Genomic DNA, 16,724 nt, shown 5'->3' with positions numbered 1-16,724 from the left:
GCCCACTCGATGAATATCGGTAGGGCCTAGTGCTGAAACAGCGGACGCCGGAAGCCAGCGTCGCGTCCGGCGATCAGCCAATAGACCAGGCCGGCGACAGCGCCTGCGGCGGCGATGATGCCGATATCTACCCAGCGGTCTGGGCTCATGTCTTCCGGTGCGCTCGGCCAGATCAGGACGAAGCCGCCAACCGCGGCCGCCGCGCCTGAGATCATGTGCAGCCAAAAATTGCGCAGCGAGAAGAACTCCGCAATCAGCGCGAAGATCAGTGTCTGCAGGCCTGTCAGCACGACCGTCAGTAAATAGATGAACATGCCGAGCGGCGGCACCACCAGCGCCGCGATTGGGGTGACGCCCATGATAGCGAAATATTCTGGCGCGCCCGGTAACGAGCTGAGCGCGGCGTAGATCGCCACGACGGCGAACAGCCCCGCAAGCACGGCAACAAGATAGCCGGCCAACATGATCAAGACGCGCCTCGACACGTACATTACCGTCGCCATGCCCACCCCCGTGCGGCTGCAGGGGCGCAGTCAGCCATCAAACATGCCGTGGCGCAAGGGGATGTGGAAAGCCGGCACTCAAGGCGCCGTGCTTCGGTGCGGACCGTTGGCGGACGGCATTATTTCGGCGCGGCTGTCACCGGATCATAGGTGATTTCGACTTTGGCCTTGTCGTTCGTGTAATAAATGACGGTGTAGGCGCCGCTGTCCCAATCGATTTCCTTGATGTAGCGAAAGTCGTCGCGCTGCTCGACCTTGGCAATGATTTCCGACAGCTTCTTGGCATTCTGCTGCGGCACCGGATTTTCGTCCGCGGCAAAGGCCGATCCGCCGACGAGCAGCACGGCGGCCGCCAAAACAAGTCTGGACATGGCTTTCCCTCACATTGCGATGAGCAGAAACTCGTTTCTATGCAGGTTTGTTCCGGGATCTGAAATGCCAGCTATCGCCGCGACGGGCTTTAATGCCGTCAGACAGCAAACGGTCGGGGATGAAGATGGTGGGCGATGCAGGGATTGAACCTGCGACCCCACCCGTGTGAAGGGTGTGCTCTCCCGCTGAGCTAATCGCCCGCTCGTTGCCCGAAGGCCAAGCGCGCCGCGATATAAGGGAGGCCGGCCGGCTAAGTCAACCACTTGTCGGTCGGCATCTGGCGGTGCGCCTCGATGGGCAGCTTTCAGCCTTCTGCCGCGGCCATCAGCCTTTGTACCAGATCGAGCGTCAGCGAATCGAAATGCGAGATTACCGCCGACGGTTCGAACTCTCGCACATGACGGTCGGTGTAGCCGAAATCGACAGCCACCACCGGAATCCCGGCGGCCTTTGCCGTGTCGATGTCGGTCTGCGAATCACCGACCATCAGTGCACGGTGCGGGTCGCCGCCGGCGCGCGCGATGGTCTGCGTGAGATGGCGCGGGTCCGGCTTGCGGAACGGAAAACTGTCCTGGCCGCAGATCGCCGCGAAATGCCTGGTCATGCCGAGGCCTTCGATCAATGCCACCGAATTGGCCTCGTATTTGTTGGTGCAGACGGCCAGCAGGTAGCCGGCTGCCTCGAACCGTGCGATCGTCTCGGGGACGCCGGGGTAGGGGCGCGATTTGCCTGGGATATTAAGGGTATAGTGGTCCAGAAACAGCTTGAGCAGACGGTCGTGCTCCTCCACCGCCAGCGACCTATGCTGCGCTGCGTGAGCGCGCTCGATCATCACCCGGCCGCCATGGCCGACGAAGCGCTTGAAGCCGGCTTCGTCGACGGCCGCGAGCTGGCTGGCGGCAAGGCTGTGGTTGAGACTGTCGAGCAGGTCCGGCGCCGTGTCGATCAGCGTCCCGTCTAGGTCGAAGACGATGATCGGTCGGGTCATGGCCTGTCCTGTAACGATTTGATTGCCGGCAGGCGATAACCGCTGCGACCCGTTGAGGCAAGCCAGCTTATCCACCGCGGGCAAGGTCCTTTGACCAGCCCGGCAAAAATGCTACGAGCGCCGAAACAAATCTCGGGACCCGGCATGGATGCGAGGCAATTGAAGGTTGAGGCCGCGCGGGCAGCGCTTGCCCATGTCACGGATGGCATGCGGCTCGGCATCGGCACCGGCAGGACAGCGGATGAGTTCGTGCGGCTGCTCGCCGACAAGGTCGCCACCGGCCTGACTGTCATCGGCGTTCCGACCTCGGAGCGCACCGCCGTCCTTTGCACCGAGCTTGGTGTGCCGCTGTCGACCCTCGAGAAGACGCCCGAGCTCGACCTCACCATCGACGGCGCCGACGAGATCGATCCGGCGCTGACATTGGTCAAGGGCGGCGGCGGTGCGCTACTGCGCGAAAAGATCGTCGCGGCGGCCTCCGCCCGCATGATCGTCATCGCCGACAGCTCCAAGATGGTCGAGATGATCGGCCGCTTTCCGCTGCCCATCGAAGTCAACCGGTTTGGCCTGCGCGCCACTGAAATTGCGGTTGGCGCGGCGGCTGCAAAACTTGGCCTTTCCGGCCCTGTTACATTGAGGATGACGGGGAGCCAGCCATTTGTTACAGACGGCGGCCATTTTATCCTCGATGCATCTTTTGGCCGCATTCCGGATACAAGAGCGCTTTCGAATGCTCTCCACGCCATTCCGGGCGTGGTCGAGCATGGTCTTTTCATCGGGCTGGCATCAACGGCCATCATAGCCGGCGGCGACGGCATCCAAACCGTCCATGCCGCCCGAAAACCAGGGAGTTTTACCGATCATGATATTGCATAACCGGGTTGGCCGCTTTTTTGCCATTCTGGCGGCCTCGGCCGTTTTCGCGTTTTCGTCGCCGGCGTTTTCGCAGGACGTCACCGATGCCCATCTGAAGGCGGCGCGCGCCGCGGTCGCGGCGATTCATGCGACGGATACGTTCGACAGCATCCTGCCGCAAGCGGCCGCGGCGCTCGAACAGCAGTTGATCCAGAAGAACCCGGACATGCAGGAACTTATCGCCAAGACGATCAACGAGAAGGCGATGGCCCTGGCATCGCGACGCGCCGACCTGGAAAAGGAAGCAGCGCTCGCCTATGCAAAGGTGTTCTCGGAAAAGGAACTCAATGAAATTGCCGCCTTCTACAATTCCGATTCCGGCAAGAAGCTGCTCGACAACGGCCCGATCGTGACGCGCGAACTGGTGAAGGCTGCCAATATCTGGCAGAACGGCTTGGCTCGTGATCTTGCCCAGCAAGTCGGCGAGACCCTGGGTGCAGCGGCAAATGCCAAGGCGCCGGCCGCACCTGCCAACGGTGCCGCCCCGGCAGACGGCGCTGCTCCCGCGGACGCTACACCGAATTGATTGCGGACTTCCGAGCGGCCTGACCGCCACTGGACCAGAAAGCCCGGCAAATCCGGGCTTTTCTTTTGATGATTGGCAGCCTACCTGTCTCGGAGTTTGAGGGGCAAGGAGTCCAGCCATGGCCGGTTACGACTACGATCTTTTCGTTATCGGCGGCGGCTCCGGCGGGGTGAGGGCGGCGCGCGTCGCGGCCGCACTCGGCAAGCGCGTCGGCATCGCCGAGGAGTACCGCTATGGCGGCACCTGCGTGATCCGCGGCTGCGTGCCAAAGAAACTCTATGTCTACGCGTCGCAATTCCCCGAGCATTTCGGCGACGCTGCCGGTTATGGCTGGACGGTGCCTGAGGCGCGTTTCGACTGGCAGAAGCTGGTGGCCAACAAGGACCGCGAAATCAGCCGGCTGGAGTCCATCTACAAGAAGAACGTGCAGGGCGCCGGCGGCGAGGTCTTTCACTCGCGCGCCACCCTTGTCGATCCGCATGTGGTGCATCTTCTCGGTGAGGATCGCACCGTTACCGCCGACCAGATCCTGATCGCTACCGGCGGGCGTCCGGCACCGCACCCGGCATTGCCCGGCCATGAGCACTGCATCTTCTCCAACGAGGCCTTCGACCTCAAGGAGCTGCCGAAGGCAATCATGATCGAGGGCGGCGGCTATATCGCCGTCGAATTCGCCAATATCTTTCACGGGCTCGGCGTCGACACCACGCTGGTCTATCGCGGCAGGGAGATCCTCAGCCGTTTCGACATGGACCTCCGACGCATGCTGCATGACACGATGGAAAAGAAGGGGATAAAAATCCTCTGCCACGCCGTGTCCGAGTGGGTCAGGAAGCGGCCTGACGGCCGGCTCGACGCGCTTGTCACCGGCGGCACGGTGCTAACGATCGACCAGGTCATGCTCGCCATCGGCCGCATTCCCAATACCGAGAACATGGGCCTGGAGGGCGTCGGCATCGAGATGACCAAGACCGGGGCAATCCAAGTCGACGGATACTCCCGCACCAATATCGACAACATCTGGGCGATCGGTGACGTCACCCACCGCGTGCAATTGACGCCGGTGGCAATCCACGAGGCGATGTGCTTCGTCGAGACCGCCTTCAAGGATAATCCGACGGCGCCCGACCACGACACGATCGCTACCGCAGTCTTTTCGCAGCCCGAGATCGGCACGGTCGGCCTGTCGGAGGATGAGGCGGCAAAGCGCTTTTCGGATCTCGAAATCTACCGCGCCACCTTCCGGCCGATGCGGCACACACTTTCAGGCCGCGATGAAAAGATGCTGATGAAGCTGGTCGTCGACGGCGCCTCGAAAAAGGTCCTCGGCGCCCACATCCTCGGGCCGGATGCTGGCGAAATGGCGCAGCTTCTTGGCATACCGCTGAAGGCCGGCCTGACCAAGGATGATTTCGATCGCACCATGGCGGTGCATCCGACCGCGGCGGAAGAACTAGTCACCATGTACAAGCCGACTTACCGGGTGAAGGATGGTGAGCGCGTCTGATTCCTTGATCGCTGGCGTGATGGGGCTTTTCCCGACGCCCTGCGCGCGGTGCGATCTACGGTAAGCAAGCCTTAGAACCTTGCCAGAGGGCTGGACGCCCCTCTAGGCCTTGCCGAGGTGGCGCTGGTCCGGGCGTAGCTGAGACTGCCGCGACTATCTCTGCTTCAGCCGGCGGGGAAAGCGCAGCCATTTGTCCTCGGCCGGACGCGTTGGCTGCGTGAGGATGGTGGTGAGTTCGACCGGCAAGCTCGGCACCAGCGGCTTCTTGGTGGCGATGCCGTCGGCGATCGCAACCACGCTGTGGTAGAATTCGGTGCCCGCGAGCGATCTCGGCGGTGTCGCCTCGTGCATGATCGAAATTACGGTTGCATCGGGGCAATTGTCCTTGATCGCCTGATGGAAGGCGATCCGTCCATCGGGATCGAGCGCGCCGGTGGCTTCATCGAGGAACAGCAGTCCCGGCTGCTGCAGCACGATGCGGGTAACGACCAGCTTCTGTTTCTGCCCACCCGAAAGAACCTGGTCCCAGATCTTTCCTTCACGGCTCTCATCGGCCAGATGCTCGATAAAGTCGCCGAGGCCGGCCTTGTGGAGGGCGGATGCGACCTGCACGTCGGCGTAATCGTGCTCGGAACCCGGCAGGCATACCAGTTGCTTCAGTGAGACCTGCTGCAGCTTCACCTCCTGGGCGGCATAGAAACTCCTGACCCCTTCAGGGAAGACGATGGTGCCGCGGCCATAAGGCCACAGGCCGTTGATCGCCTTGATCAGCGAGGTCTTGCCGCAACCGGATTCGCCCTTGAGGAACGTCCATTCGCCACGCCGGAAGCGCAAATTCGCGGCACTCAGGAAGGGCGTTGCGTCCTCGCCCTGATGCGCCAGTTCGAGCTTCTGGATGGTTAGGCCGAAGACCGGGTTTTGGCGGTCGTAGCGGAAGTCGGAGCGGCCGGTCTGCTGATAGAATTCCTGCGGATGCTGGACGTTTTCGATCGCGTTTGCGAGTTCGGTCACGCGCTGGCTGTTGGCCCGCAGCGCGGCGATCGCAGGCATGACATGGATGAACCACGAGCATTGACTGATCAGCGAGTTGACCATCTCGGAGCCGGTTATGTAGCCCTTGAGATCGAACCCGTTATGGATGAAGGGAACCAAGCCTGGCCCGTAGGCGACGATGCGGGCACCGATGAAATTGTAGATCAGCTCGAACGAATTGTAGCCCGTGTTGACGATGTTCAGCCGCGCCCAGGTGCGGTCGATGTCGACATAGCGCTGCCTGTGCACTGCCTTCTGCACGTTCTCGCCTTGCGATGCGGCGACATGAAAACTGCGGCGCAGGAACGTGATCAACTCGCCGCGATAGCTGCCTTCGGCCTGCTGCATCCTGACATTGAGCCGTTCCAGCAGCCTGCCCAGCTTGACCGCGATCCATGTGTTCAACGGCACGTAGGTGGCGACCGCCAGAAACGCGAGGACGGCGCTGCCATAGCTGCCGAGGAACTCCAGGCCTTTGACCTCCGCCGAGTGTGCAAGCAGTTGCTGGCCGACGAAATACAACGAAGTAGCAACGGCCAAAACCCCCATCGCGAGGCCGATGGCGCCGCCCGTCATATCCTTGATCGATTCCTGGATGCGCTGGTCGATATTGTCGGGAGCAGCGGCACCTGACGAGCCATGCTGAGCGTGGAAATGAGTGTGATTGGAATCAAGCAGGGCTTCGTTGAACTGGCTGTCCAGCCAACCGCGCCACTTGCGATGCAAAGTTGCGGACACCAGGCTGCGGATACCGGTAAAACCCGCATCCTTGAGCAAGACCAGGAGAACAAGTATCCCGGCATTGGTCAGCAGTGTCTGAAGCGGGGTGGTGTTTGCGGCATCGTGGAAAAAGGCGATCGAGTTGACCAGCTCTCCGGACGCTACGGCAAACCACACGCCTGACTTGCTGGAGAGCGCGGTGAGCAGGGCGATCACCAGTGTCAGCGTCCAGGCTTCCACCCACTTGTCGGAGAACCAGTAGGCCCGCATCAGTCCCCAGAAGCTGCGCATCGACGATACGGGCGTCAGGGGCGACTGCCTTGCGGCACCGCGGAGCCATTTTTCCGATATTGAATGTCGCGTTGGTCTATCGACCCGAATCACTATCCCGCCCAAACGATTTTTCTTTTGTTACGAACAGTAACACCAATTGATCATTTTCCATTAGCTTTTCACCAGTCTCAGGTGGCTTAGCTCGCCGGCCGTTGCAGTGGAGCAACAGAACGAATGATCACGGCGTTATGCCGTCACGTTTCGAGGGGCGGAATACCAACGCAATTTCAAATAGTTACTTGTCTGCGCCAGAGCAAGTGAAGACCTTCCCCTAGGGAAGGTCTTCACACAGCTTTGTGAAGATAGAAGCGCCGTCTGTGGGTCGATCTTCACAGCCAGAACCGATCTTCGGCCCGCCTTGACGGTCAGCTCTGACCTCGTCGGCGGCCAGAACGTGACTGCATGATTCGCGGTCGAACACGCCTTGTCAGGAGGCTGTAATCAGCCCAGCAATGATTTTCCCGTCACAGTCCAGGATGCGCATCAATATCAATTAGACCGTGCTTTTTAGAGCCCGGACAAACTGCGTTTGACAAAGATGCGCTTCGGATCGAACCTGCCGGGGCGCATCTAGGTTTGAACCGGGGAGTTTTTCATGCTTGCACGGACATTTTTTGCCGTGATGCTCGCAACATTTGCCTGGCTGCCGCAAACGCATGCCGGCAGCCAGACCGTTCCCGCAAACGCCGAGGGACAGATCGAGTTCAACACGCCGTCCGGCAATATTGGCTGCATCTACACGCCGAAGGGCGGCACCAGCACCTACGAGCCGCAGGATGGCGGACCGGAACTGAGCTGTTCGCGCGTCGAGCCCAGCTACGTCACCATCATCCTCGGCCCGAAAGGTCCGGCGACGCTGATCAAGAATCCGGGCGAGCAAGGCTGCTGCGGCGACGTCACCAGGTTGGCGTACGGCAACAGCTGGAGCAAGGGGCCGTTTTCCTGCCAGTCATCCACCAAGGGATTGACCTGCACCGGCAAGCATGGCCATGGCTTTTTCGTCAGCAAGGCCAAGGTGACGGTGAAATAGTCCGACTCAGTTGGCCGTTTCCAGTTCGCCGCGTGCCTTGGCAGCGGCGACCTGGCGGAGTGCATCGGCGAGCGTTTCGGCGTCCTGGGCGCCCATCACGGCATATTTGCCCTCAAGCAGAAAGCACGGCACGCCGGATATGCCCATGCGCGAAGCGGTGGCGATTTCGGTGCCCACCGCCTCGACATCGGCGTCGGTCGGCAGAAGCGTTTCGACCACGGAGGCATCCATGCCGGCCTCGCGGGCCGCTTCGATCAGCACGGCATGATCGCCGAGATTGGCGCCTTTCTCGAAATTCAGCTGGAACAGCCGGCGCACCAGCCGGTTCTGAATGGCCTCGCCGGCCGTCCCGGCCCAGCGAATGAGCCGATGCGCATCCAGCGTATTGGGTGCGACCTTGATGGCATCGAAAGCGAAGGAGATGCCTTCAGCTTCGCCCAGCGGCTCGATCCGGGCATGGATTTCGCGGATGCGTTGCTCGCTGCCGAATTTCGCCACCATATAGTCGCGGCGGTTCTTGCCTTCTGGCGGGATTGTCGGGTCGAGCTGGAAGGGCCGCCAGCGTATGTGAACGTCGATGTCGACGGCGGCAATCGCCTTGTCGAGCCGTTTCTGGGCGATAAAGCACCAGGGGCACACCACGTCGGAGACCACGTCGACGGTAATCGAGTTCTCGTCGTTCATCTTGATCTCCTGTTCTGAAGAGGTCACTTCGGTTTGCGCCACCAGGTCGGCAGTTGATAACCGTATATGGGCGTCTTTTGCGGATGTTCCAGATAGTTCCAATAAGCGAGCCATTGCCGGTTGTTATGCTGCGTCGGCACCATGTAATTACCGGAAATCAACAGCCGGTCGAGGACGCGGACGGCGGCGACGTAGTCCTCCTTCGAACGGGCTCTCAGCATCGCCTCGATCGCTGCATCCACCGCCGGATCGGCGACGCCGGCGAGATTGAACGAGCCTTCCGCCTTGGCGGCCGCGGAACCCCAGCGACCGGCTTGCTCGATGCCGGGCGACAGCGAGTTGTTGAAACCGGTCGAGCCGACCAGCACCTCGAAATCGAAACGCTGCTTGCGCGACTGGATCTGATCACCGTCGAGGCTGCGGATGCCGACATCGATGCCGAGCTTCTCAAGCGTGCGCTGATAAATAGCGGCAAGTCGCTCTTCGTCCTGCGAGGCGGTCAGGATCTCGAAACCGAACGGCTTTCCCTCGGGATCGAGCATCGCGCCGTCCTGCACCGTATAGCCTGCGCTCTTCAGCAGCTCGAATGCGGCCTTCAGCACCTTGCGGTCCTGGCCGGAGCCGTCGGTGACGGGCGGCCTGTAGGTGCCGTCCATGACATCTGCAGGCACGCGGCCGGGGTAGGGGGCCAGCAGGGCCTTTTCCTTTTCGCTGGCCGGGTGGCCGAACGCGGAGAGTTCGGAGTTCTGCCAGAAGCTCATCGTGCGCGTGTATTTGCCGCCGAACAGATTCTTGTTGGCCCATTCGAAATCGTAGAGCATGCCGAGCGCGCGCCGCACGACCGGATTGGAAAATTTCGGCAGCCGCGTATTGAACAGGAAACCAGTGACCACCGGCGGAATGCCGGTGTCGAAAGTTTCGGCGACGACCTCGCCCCTGTGGAAGGCCGGAAAGTCGAGATCGCGCTCGCGTTTGACCGGGTCGCTGTCATCGTCGATGGCGCAGATGCCTTTCTTGAACGCCTCCTGCTTGGCGTTGGCATTCAGGAAATATTCGATGGTGATCTGGTCGTAATTGTCGAAGCCGCGCTTGGAGGGCACGTCCTTGCCCCAATAGTCCGGATTGCGCTTAAACACGATGCGCTGGCCGGGCACGACTTGCGCCACCGTGTAAGGCCCGCTGCCGATCACCGGCTTCAGCGTCGTCCTGTCGAAGGTGTCCTTGTTGAAGGCGTGTTTCGGGATGATCGGTGTTAGCGCAATGATCAAGGGAAATTCGCGGTCCGCCTTATCGTTGAAGGTGAAGCGCACACTGCGCTCGCCGGTCTTTTCGAGCTTGGCGATCGCTTTCATTCGCTGGCTGTAAGGTGGCCGGCCCTTCTCGGTGAAGACGTCATAGGTGAACAACACGTCTTCCGGCGTCACCCGCTCGCCGTCCGACCATTTGGCCCTGGGATCAAGGTGGAATTCGACGCTCTTGCGCTCGGTATCCATGTCGGCGGCATCGGCGAGCAGGCCGTAGAGACTGAAGGCCTCGTCGTAGTTGCGCTGCATCAACGGCTCGAAGACCAGATTTCCAAACGCTTGATCCATCATACCGCGCGCAGTGGTGCGAAGGCTTCTCAGGATGAACGGATTGAGATTGTCGAAGCTGCCGACGACGCAATAGGTAATGCTGCCGCCCTTAGGCGCGTCGGGATTGACGTAGTTGAAATGCTTGTAGTCGGCCGGCAGCGCCGGCTCGCCCTGCATGGCAAGCGCGTGCTTCGGTTCCGACAGAGCCGGGTGCAGGGAAAGGCCGACAAACAACATTGTGGCGATCAGCCAAACGACAACGCGGCCCATGACCGTCTCCTTCCCGATTCGATGCGCAGCATACATGAGCCGGTCGTGCACCGGCCAACCCATGAGCCAACCCCTCGGCCAAGATTCGCGAGGCCCGGGCTGGATTCGGCGTCGCTTGCAGTGTAACACGCCGTCCGAAGTCATCCTGTTGCCTCATTTCGGCAACAGGTAGCTGGACCACGCGGCATGAAAAAAGCCGGTCCCGGGATCATTTGAGAGGAATGCACGACATGACGAGCCTGAACAGCAACGCGTACCGCCTGTCGGTCATGGCCGCTGGCGTGGTCGGCATTCTGGGCGCCGGGATTCCCGCTGCTTCCGCGCAGCAGCAACAGCAGATTCCGCAAGGCTGGTTCAAGGCCTGCACCAAGCAGGAAGACGTCGACATCTGCAATGTCCAGAACATCACCACGGCCGGTAACGGCCAGCTCATCACCGGCGTCAGCCTGATCGAATTAAAGGGCAAGGTGAACCGTAAGGTGTTCCAGGTTACGGTCCCAACCGGCCGTCTGGTTCCCCCCGGCATCGGCCTCCAGATCGACGCCGGCAAGGCGCAGAAGCTCGACTATGTGATCTGCTTCCCGGACCGCTGCGTGGCGGAAGTACCGCTGACCGATCAGCTCGTTGCGTCCTTCAAGAAAGGTTCGAACCTGACGCTCACCTCGGTCAATTTCCAGAACCAACCGAACCCGATCAAGATTGCGCTGACCGGCTTCAGCGGCGCCTTCGACGGCCCGCCGCTGCAGCAGTCGGACATCGAGGACCGGCAGAAGAAGCTCCAGGAGTTCGTCGCCAAGAACAATCAGGATTTTGCCAAGAAGCTCAAGGAAGAGCAGGAAAAGGCGAAGGCCGCCAACTGATCGACGGCTTTTCAAACGAAAAAGCGGGTTGATGCCCCGCTTTTTTCGTTTGAACCGGGCGTTTGTCGATCCAGCCATGTGTCAAGTCGACCAAGCCAGCCAGGTCCCAGCCCAGCCAGATCCCGGCTAAGTCAATGTCTCAATTGGTGCTTCGGCTCGTAGCGCCCGTCCGGCTTCTTATCGAACATCTCACCAATCTGCGGATGCCGGACCGGTTCGCCCGACCGGTCCTCGAGTAAATTCTGCTCGGACACATAGGCGATGTATTCCGTTTCGGAATTCTCGGCGAGCAGATGATAGAAGGGCTGGTCCTTGCGCGGCCGCACGTCAGCAGGGATCGCCTCGTACCATTCGTCAGTATTGGCGAATTGCGGATCGACGTCGAAAATGACGCCGCGGAACGAAAACAGCCGGTGGCGAACCACCTGTCCGATCGAGAATTTGGCTGTTTTCATCGCACTCACCACTTGAACTTCTTGAACGCCACGCGTCCTGGAACACGCAAGGAAGGCGCCAGGACTTTAGACCCTTACGCACCGGTCTGGCAAAGATTGGCCCAAACCTTACGGTCGACATCGTCATTATTTGGCGCAGACGCCGCGTCAATTCAATCCCGATCCCCTTGATGCCGGGTTGAGCGTCGCAAGATGCGGATCAAGGGCGGTGCTCGCTATCGCGCAGCCGCTTTTCGCAATCCGCCAAAAAAGGCCGCAAAACCGCTGCCGGGTCGAAGACCCTCGCGCATGAAAAACGCCCGCAGCGGCGCAAAACCCTCAAGCGCGCCCAGGCCAGCGCTGCGCACCAGCTGAGCCGGCAGCATGTCGGAAAGCAACGACGTGTTGAGCAGGTTGACCGCGCTGCTGCGCGCCAGAATATCCGGCCGCCGCTTGAAATCATAGGCTGCAAGCGCCTTGGTGGCGCCCGGGTCCGAGCGGTTTCTACTTGCGGTACCAATCAAGTCGTCGATGTCCCTGATGCCGAGATTGAGGCCTTGCGCGCCTATTGGGGGAAACACGTGAGCGGCTTCGCCGACAAGTGCCACGCGGCGACGCGCAAACCGCCACGGGCTCACCGCTGAAAGTGGGTAGACCTGCCGGCCGGGCTCAACCGACACGCGGCCCAGCATCGATTGCATCCGCTGTTCGACCCGCGTCGAAAGCTCGGCGTCGTCGAGTGCTGCAAGGTCCTTGGCGATATCGGGTTCGAGCACCCAGACAAGGCTGGACCGGTTGCCGGGCAGGGGAACCTGTGTGAACGGACCGGTCTCGGTGTGGAATTCGGTCGAGGTGAAAGCATGGTCGCTGCGGTGACCAAAATTGAGCACCAGCGCCGCCTGCGGATAGGATCGGACCGAGGTGCGGATGCCGGCTGCCTCGCGGGCCGGCGACTGACGGCCATCGGCGGCAACTGCCAACGACCCCTCAACCTCGCTGCCGTCGGCGAGAACGGCATGGGCATGGTCGGCATCGAGGCGCCATGTCTCCACCATCGACTTTCGCCATTCGATGCCCGAATGCGCGACAGCCTCGGCTAGCGTGCGGTTGAGTACGCTGTTGGGCAAGTTCAGCCCGAATTGCTCTTCGTTGATCTCGCTGGCGCGAAAGGTCACTGTCGGGCTGCGGATCAGCCGGTTGGTTGCGTCAACGATGCGCATCACCTTGAGCGGCGCTGCGTGCGACCTGATTCCGTCGAAGATCCCGAGCCGTTCGAACATCTTCAGAGCAGGGTTCATCAAGGCTGTCGTCCGACCGTCGGGGCCGGCTGTGTCGGGTCCGACGAGCGTCACGGGAAAGCCCGCCTCGGCAAAGCCAAGCGCCGCGATCAGCCCTGCAGGGCCGCTGCCGGCGACCAGTATCCGTGCTGTTTCCCGATGGTCCAAATTCGGCTTCCGGATTGCGAGGTGAGGCCTGTCCGACCTGCTGGTCCATATAGGTCAGGTGATGCGGCTTGATCAACTCGGCGATTCGGCCCATTCGGTTGCCATGACCGGCGAACAAGACGATTTCAGCCACCTCGACGGTACCGGCCGCGCGATGGCGAGCGTTGCGCGCAGCCCTCGAGTGACCGTGAGCGTTGTTGCCGGCATGGGCATCGCCCTTGCCTGGCTCCTTCTCGGCGCAATGGCAGTTCGAGGGGCGGTAAGCCGGCTCCCGGGGGCCGATGTACCCGGCGACGCCGTGCTGGAATACCTGCCGCAACTGCCGTTGCCGGATTTCCTTGCGCGTTTCTTCGCCCTCTGTCTTGCGCCGGCGCCGCTTCCCGCAAGCGTAGGCGCGCAAGGCGGGGCACTCACCGCGATGTGGCTGTTGATGGCCATCGCGACCATGCTGCCCTCCGCGGCGCCGATGATCCGCACCTATTGCGAGATCGCAGATACCGCCCGGATCAATGGGGAACCGGTTGTCCATCCGCTGATCCTTGTCGCTGGATATTTGAACGTCTGGCTTGTCGCCTCGGCAGTGTTCGCTGCCCTGACGCTCGCAGTCCATGCATTCGCGTCATCCGGGCAGATGCTCGATCCGCTGGTTGGAATTGCCGGAGCAGCCGCGCTGTCGATCGCTGGTCTTTATCAGTTCAGCTGGCTGAAGGAAGCCTGTCTGGACAAGTGCAGAAATCCGTTCTCGGTCCTGTTCGCCAACTGGAGCGCCAGGCCCATTCGCATTTTCCGGCTCGGCATGGAGCAGGGGGTGTGGTGCCTTGGATGCTGCTGGGCGCTAATGCTGGTAATGTTTGCCGTCGGTGTAATGAACGTGTTCTGGATGGCGCTGATCGGCTTGTTCAGCCTGGTGGAAAAACAGACGGCAGACAATCTGACGACGCGGCTGGCCGGTGCGATACTGCTTGTCTGGGCAGCGGCGCTACTAGTAATCTCGACGTGAGGGGGGAGAATTCGATGACAGATCAAAACTGGGCAATGAAGGGAGAGCTCGTCCTCTCCTGCAATTGCACGGTTTTTTGCCCTTGCGTTCTGTCGCTCGGCAGTCATCCGCCGACCGAGGGCTATTGTCAAACCTGGGCGGGATTCCGCATCGATGCCGGCCATTTTGGCGAGGTCGACCTGTCCGGTCTCAATCTTGGGCTGATCATGGAAATCCCCGGCTACATGAGTCGCGGCAACTGGACGGCCGGTCTGTTTATCGACAAGCGCGCCTCGGTTTACGCTGTGAAGGGACTGACGAAGATATTCACCGGCAAGGCTGGTGGAACCACATCGCTGCTCTCCATCCTGGTCGGACAGTTCCTCGGCGCCGAGCAGGTGCCGATCACCTACGAGACGCGTGAGAAAACACGCATCTTTCAGATACCGAAGATCATCGATGGTGCGGTGACACCGATCACCGGCAAGGATCGCGACAGGGATACGGTCATCAGCAATTCGGAATACTGGATTGCGCCGGAAATCATCGTCGCCAAATCCGACAAGAGCAAAATGCGGGCCTTTGGCCGCAATTGGAACTTTGCCGGCCGTTCGGCCGAAATCTGCAAGCTGGACTGGCGGGGCCCGTGAGCAAGAAGACGACGGCCAGGAAAATCGCCGACCGGATTCCGCGGCCGAAGAAGAAAGTCACGTGGCCGCAGGCGAGGGCGTTCTCGGTCCATCTCTTGACCGCGTCGGGCTCATTCCTGGCGTTTCTCTCGCTAGTGGCAGCAAGCGAGCAGCGCTGGACGGCGATGTTCTGGTGGCTGGGGCTGGCGCTTTTCGTCGACGGCATCGACGGGCCGATCGCCAGGAAGCTCGACGTCAAGGAAATCCTGCCGACATGGTCGGGCGAACTGCTCGACAACATCATCGACTATGTGACCTACGTACTGATTCCGGCCTTCGCGCTCTACCAGCGCGGCTTCATGGGCGAGCGCCTGTCGTTCCTGTCGGCGGCAATCATCGTGGTGTCGAGCGCAATCTACTATGCCGATACCGGCATGAAGACGAAGGAGAATTTCTTCAAAGGCTTTCCCGTCGTCTGGAACATGGTGGTTTTCACGCTGTTCGTCATCGAACCCGGACAATGGGTTTCCTTCGCCGTGGTCGTGGTGGCGGGCATCCTGACCTTCGTGCCGATCAATTTCATCCATCCGGTGCGGGTGAAGCGACTACGGCCCATCAATCTCGGCATGACGCTGCTTTGGTGCGCTTTCGGCGCGCTGGCGCTGGCGCAGGCCGCACTTGCCTCCTTCTACGACCAGATCGGCGTGCTGGGCGGGCAGGTCAGCGACTTCATCAAGATCGGAATTACGGTCACCGGGCTTTACCTCGCTTGCATCGGCGCTATCATGCAGTTCTTTCCAAATCTCGGCGCCAAGCCGGACAAGAAAGCCTGATCCCAAGAGAGCCGGAAAATGTCCAAAGCGATCCGCATCCACGCCAATGGCGGTCCGGAGGTCCTGACCTATGAGGATGCCGATCCCGGGCAACCGGGCTCGGGTCAGATTCTTGTCGGGCACACCGCGATCGGGCTCAATTTCATCGACGTCTATTATCGCTCGGGCCTTTATCCGCCACAGGGCGGATTTCCGCTGATCCCCGGCGGCGAGGCGGCCGGCGTGGTCTTGGAGGTCGGCTCGGATGTCGACTGGCTCAAACCCGGCGATCGCGTCGCCTATGCCGTGACCACCGGCGCCTATGCCGGGCAGCGCGTGATCGCCGCCGACCGCGTGGTGAAGGTGCCCGACGGCATCAGCGACGAACAGGCCGCGGCGATGATGCTCAAGGGCATGACTGCCGAGTATCTGTTGCGGCGTACCTTCAAAGTGAAGGCTGGCGATACGATCCTGTTCCACGCGGCGGCAGGCGGTGTTGGCCTGATCCTCGGCCAATGGGCTAAGCATCTCGGCGCTACGGTGATCGGCACCGCGAGTTCAACCGACAAGATCGAACTCGCCAAGGCGCATGGCTTCGACCACGTCATCAACTATCGCGAACAGGATTTCGTCGCCGGCGTTAACGCTATCACCGGTGGCAAAAGATGCGACGTTGTCTATGATTCGGTCGGCAACGACACGTTTCCAGCCTCGCTCGATTGCCTTCGGCCGCTCGGCACGTTCGTCAGTTTCGGTCAATCATCTGGGCCGATCCCGCCCTTCAGCATCTCATTGCTGGCGCAGAAGGGCTCGCTGTTCGCAACGCGGCCGACGCTGTTCGTCTACAATGCCAGGCGCGACGACCTCGAGGCTTCCGCCGCTGCCTTGTTCGATGTGGTGCTCAGCGGCGCCGTCAAGATCAAGATCAACCAGCGTTACGCGCTCAGCGAGGCCGGCATGGCGCATTCCGATCTCGAAGGGCGCAGGACCACCGGGACAACGATACTTATCCCTTGAGCGCCCGCAGTTTCGGCCCGCCGACGCCGCGATTCTTGCGAACTGCTCTTTACCGCTTGAGTTTCCGCTGAAATTCTTGAAGCTCTTTCAAGTC

At 61.0% G+C, this 16,724-nt stretch carries 17 protein-coding genes and 1 tRNA gene; 9 read left to right on the top strand and 9 right to left on the bottom strand.

The window, feature by feature from the left end; translation table 11 throughout:
* Nucleotides 1-26: 26 nt before the first annotated feature.
* From AC0L2P_RS06435 to AC0L2P_RS06420, 4 genes are all read right to left on the bottom strand, one after another.
* Nucleotides 27-503, bottom strand: coding sequence for a hypothetical protein (locus AC0L2P_RS06435; protein WP_473500389.1), 477 nt, complete (start codon nucleotides 501-503; stop codon nucleotides 27-29).
* 119 nt (nucleotides 504-622) lie between these two features.
* Complete coding sequence (locus AC0L2P_RS06430) at nucleotides 623-874, bottom strand: PepSY domain-containing protein (protein WP_473500388.1); 252 nt, start codon at nucleotides 872-874, stop codon at nucleotides 623-625.
* Between the two features lie 126 nt (nucleotides 875-1,000).
* Nucleotides 1,001-1,075: transfer RNA gene (locus AC0L2P_RS06425), tRNA-Val, on the bottom strand.
* 104 nt (nucleotides 1,076-1,179) lie between these two features.
* Nucleotides 1,180-1,863, bottom strand: coding sequence for a phosphoglycolate phosphatase (locus AC0L2P_RS06420; protein WP_473500387.1), 684 nt, complete (start codon nucleotides 1,861-1,863; stop codon nucleotides 1,180-1,182).
* 144 nt (nucleotides 1,864-2,007) lie between these two features.
* Between AC0L2P_RS06420 and rpiA the strand changes: the two genes are divergently transcribed.
* The 3 genes from rpiA to gor all read left to right on the top strand — a co-directional run bounded on the left by rpiA (nucleotide 2,008) and on the right by gor (nucleotide 4,811).
* The gene (gene rpiA, locus AC0L2P_RS06415) at nucleotides 2,008-2,739 is read left to right on the top strand and encodes a ribose-5-phosphate isomerase RpiA (protein ID WP_473500386.1); all 732 of its coding nucleotides are present in this window, start codon (nucleotides 2,008-2,010) and stop codon (nucleotides 2,737-2,739) included.
* Nucleotides 2,726-3,304: a DUF2059 domain-containing protein gene (locus AC0L2P_RS06410; protein ID WP_473500385.1), complete on the top strand. Its 579-nt coding sequence runs from the start codon at nucleotides 2,726-2,728 to the stop codon at nucleotides 3,302-3,304. The genes rpiA and AC0L2P_RS06410 overlap by 14 nt, the downstream gene beginning before the upstream one ends.
* A gap of 118 nt (nucleotides 3,305-3,422) precedes the next feature.
* Nucleotides 3,423-4,811 carry a glutathione-disulfide reductase gene (gene gor, locus AC0L2P_RS06405; protein WP_473500384.1) on the top strand — a complete coding sequence of 463 codons (1,389 nt, stop codon included), beginning with the start codon at nucleotides 3,423-3,425 and terminating at the stop codon, nucleotides 4,809-4,811.
* A gap of 153 nt (nucleotides 4,812-4,964) precedes the next feature.
* Here gor and AC0L2P_RS06400 read toward each other — a convergent pair whose 3' ends face one another.
* Nucleotides 4,965-6,854 (bottom strand): ABC transporter ATP-binding protein/permease, encoded by a 1,890-nt coding sequence (locus AC0L2P_RS06400; protein ID WP_473500383.1) that lies wholly within the window; start codon nucleotides 6,852-6,854, stop codon nucleotides 4,965-4,967.
* 637 nt (nucleotides 6,855-7,491) lie between these two features.
* Here AC0L2P_RS06400 and AC0L2P_RS06395 point away from each other — a divergent pair.
* Entirely contained in the window at nucleotides 7,492-7,926 is a 435-nt protein-coding gene (locus AC0L2P_RS06395) for a hypothetical protein (RefSeq protein WP_473500382.1), read from the top strand.
* 6 nt (nucleotides 7,927-7,932) lie between these two features.
* Here the strand turns inward: AC0L2P_RS06395 and AC0L2P_RS06390 are convergent, their stop codons facing one another.
* A complete protein-coding gene (locus AC0L2P_RS06390) occupies nucleotides 7,933-8,610 on the bottom strand; it encodes a DsbA family oxidoreductase (RefSeq protein WP_473500381.1) in 678 nt (225 codons plus the stop codon).
* Nucleotides 8,611-8,633: 23 nt separating this feature from the next.
* Nucleotides 8,634-10,454, bottom strand: coding sequence for an extracellular solute-binding protein (locus AC0L2P_RS06385; protein WP_473500380.1), 1,821 nt, complete (start codon nucleotides 10,452-10,454; stop codon nucleotides 8,634-8,636).
* Between the two features lie 230 nt (nucleotides 10,455-10,684).
* Between AC0L2P_RS06385 and AC0L2P_RS06380 the strand changes: the two genes are divergently transcribed.
* Nucleotides 10,685-11,314: an invasion associated locus B family protein gene (locus tag AC0L2P_RS06380; RefSeq protein ID WP_473500379.1), complete on the top strand. Its 630-nt coding sequence runs from the start codon at nucleotides 10,685-10,687 to the stop codon at nucleotides 11,312-11,314.
* 131 nt (nucleotides 11,315-11,445) lie between these two features.
* On the opposite strand, the gene hspQ is transcribed toward AC0L2P_RS06380, so the two are convergent.
* Nucleotides 11,446-11,769 (bottom strand): heat shock protein HspQ, encoded by a 324-nt coding sequence (hspQ, locus tag AC0L2P_RS06375; protein ID WP_473500378.1) that lies wholly within the window; start codon nucleotides 11,767-11,769, stop codon nucleotides 11,446-11,448.
* 215 nt (nucleotides 11,770-11,984) lie between these two features.
* Nucleotides 11,985-13,193, bottom strand: coding sequence for a UbiH/UbiF family hydroxylase (locus AC0L2P_RS06370; RefSeq protein ID WP_473500377.1), 1,209 nt, complete (start codon nucleotides 13,191-13,193; stop codon nucleotides 11,985-11,987).
* A gap of 61 nt (nucleotides 13,194-13,254) precedes the next feature.
* Between AC0L2P_RS06370 and AC0L2P_RS06365 the strand changes: the two genes are divergently transcribed.
* Genes AC0L2P_RS06365 through AC0L2P_RS06350 form a run of 4 tightly spaced genes read left to right on the top strand, consistent with a single transcriptional unit; the run spans nucleotide 13,255 to nucleotide 16,630 of the window.
* Nucleotides 13,255-14,193: a DUF2182 domain-containing protein gene (locus tag AC0L2P_RS06365; protein ID WP_473500376.1), complete on the top strand. Its 939-nt coding sequence runs from the start codon at nucleotides 13,255-13,257 to the stop codon at nucleotides 14,191-14,193.
* Between the two features lie 14 nt (nucleotides 14,194-14,207).
* On the top strand, nucleotides 14,208-14,822 hold the full coding sequence (locus tag AC0L2P_RS06360; RefSeq protein ID WP_473500375.1) for a DUF1326 domain-containing protein: 615 nt from the start codon (nucleotides 14,208-14,210) through the stop codon (nucleotides 14,820-14,822).
* Between the two features lie 35 nt (nucleotides 14,823-14,857).
* A complete protein-coding gene (gene pcsA, locus AC0L2P_RS06355; protein ID WP_473500623.1) occupies nucleotides 14,858-15,634 on the top strand; it encodes a phosphatidylcholine synthase in 777 nt (258 codons plus the stop codon).
* Between the two features lie 18 nt (nucleotides 15,635-15,652).
* The gene (locus AC0L2P_RS06350; protein ID WP_473500374.1) at nucleotides 15,653-16,630 is read left to right on the top strand and encodes a quinone oxidoreductase family protein; all 978 of its coding nucleotides are present in this window, start codon (nucleotides 15,653-15,655) and stop codon (nucleotides 16,628-16,630) included.
* Nucleotides 16,631-16,724 lie beyond the last annotated feature (94 nt).

The sequence above is a fragment of the Mesorhizobium sp. WSM4836 genome, assembly GCF_055811815.1.
This window is presented reverse-complemented; position numbering and strand designations above follow the sequence as displayed.

Coding starts and splice junctions, on each gene's coding strand:
- gor (WP_473500384.1), top strand. CDS start 3,423: ATGGCCGGTTACGACTACGATCTTTTCGTTATCGGCGGCGGCTCCGGC.
- AC0L2P_RS06390 (WP_473500381.1), bottom strand. CDS start 8,610: ATGAACGACGAGAACTCGATTACCGTCGACGTGGTCTCCGACGTGGTG.
- AC0L2P_RS06430 (WP_473500388.1), bottom strand. CDS start 874: ATGTCCAGACTTGTTTTGGCGGCCGCCGTGCTGCTCGTCGGCGGATCG.
- AC0L2P_RS06435 (WP_473500389.1), bottom strand. CDS start 503: ATGGCGACGGTAATGTACGTGTCGAGGCGCGTCTTGATCATGTTGGCC.
- AC0L2P_RS06350 (WP_473500374.1), top strand. CDS start 15,653: ATGTCCAAAGCGATCCGCATCCACGCCAATGGCGGTCCGGAGGTCCTG.
- AC0L2P_RS06365 (WP_473500376.1), top strand. CDS start 13,255: ATGCGGCTTGATCAACTCGGCGATTCGGCCCATTCGGTTGCCATGACC.
- AC0L2P_RS06420 (WP_473500387.1), bottom strand. CDS start 1,863: ATGACCCGACCGATCATCGTCTTCGACCTAGACGGGACGCTGATCGAC.
- AC0L2P_RS06360 (WP_473500375.1), top strand. CDS start 14,208: ATGACAGATCAAAACTGGGCAATGAAGGGAGAGCTCGTCCTCTCCTGC.
- AC0L2P_RS06395 (WP_473500382.1), top strand. CDS start 7,492: ATGCTTGCACGGACATTTTTTGCCGTGATGCTCGCAACATTTGCCTGG.
- AC0L2P_RS06385 (WP_473500380.1), bottom strand. CDS start 10,454: ATGGGCCGCGTTGTCGTTTGGCTGATCGCCACAATGTTGTTTGTCGGC.
- hspQ (WP_473500378.1), bottom strand. CDS start 11,769: ATGAAAACAGCCAAATTCTCGATCGGACAGGTGGTTCGCCACCGGCTG.
- AC0L2P_RS06380 (WP_473500379.1), top strand. CDS start 10,685: ATGACGAGCCTGAACAGCAACGCGTACCGCCTGTCGGTCATGGCCGCT.
- AC0L2P_RS06410 (WP_473500385.1), top strand. CDS start 2,726: ATGATATTGCATAACCGGGTTGGCCGCTTTTTTGCCATTCTGGCGGCC.
- AC0L2P_RS06400 (WP_473500383.1), bottom strand. CDS start 6,854: ATGCGCAGCTTCTGGGGACTGATGCGGGCCTACTGGTTCTCCGACAAG.
- rpiA (WP_473500386.1), top strand. CDS start 2,008: ATGGATGCGAGGCAATTGAAGGTTGAGGCCGCGCGGGCAGCGCTTGCC.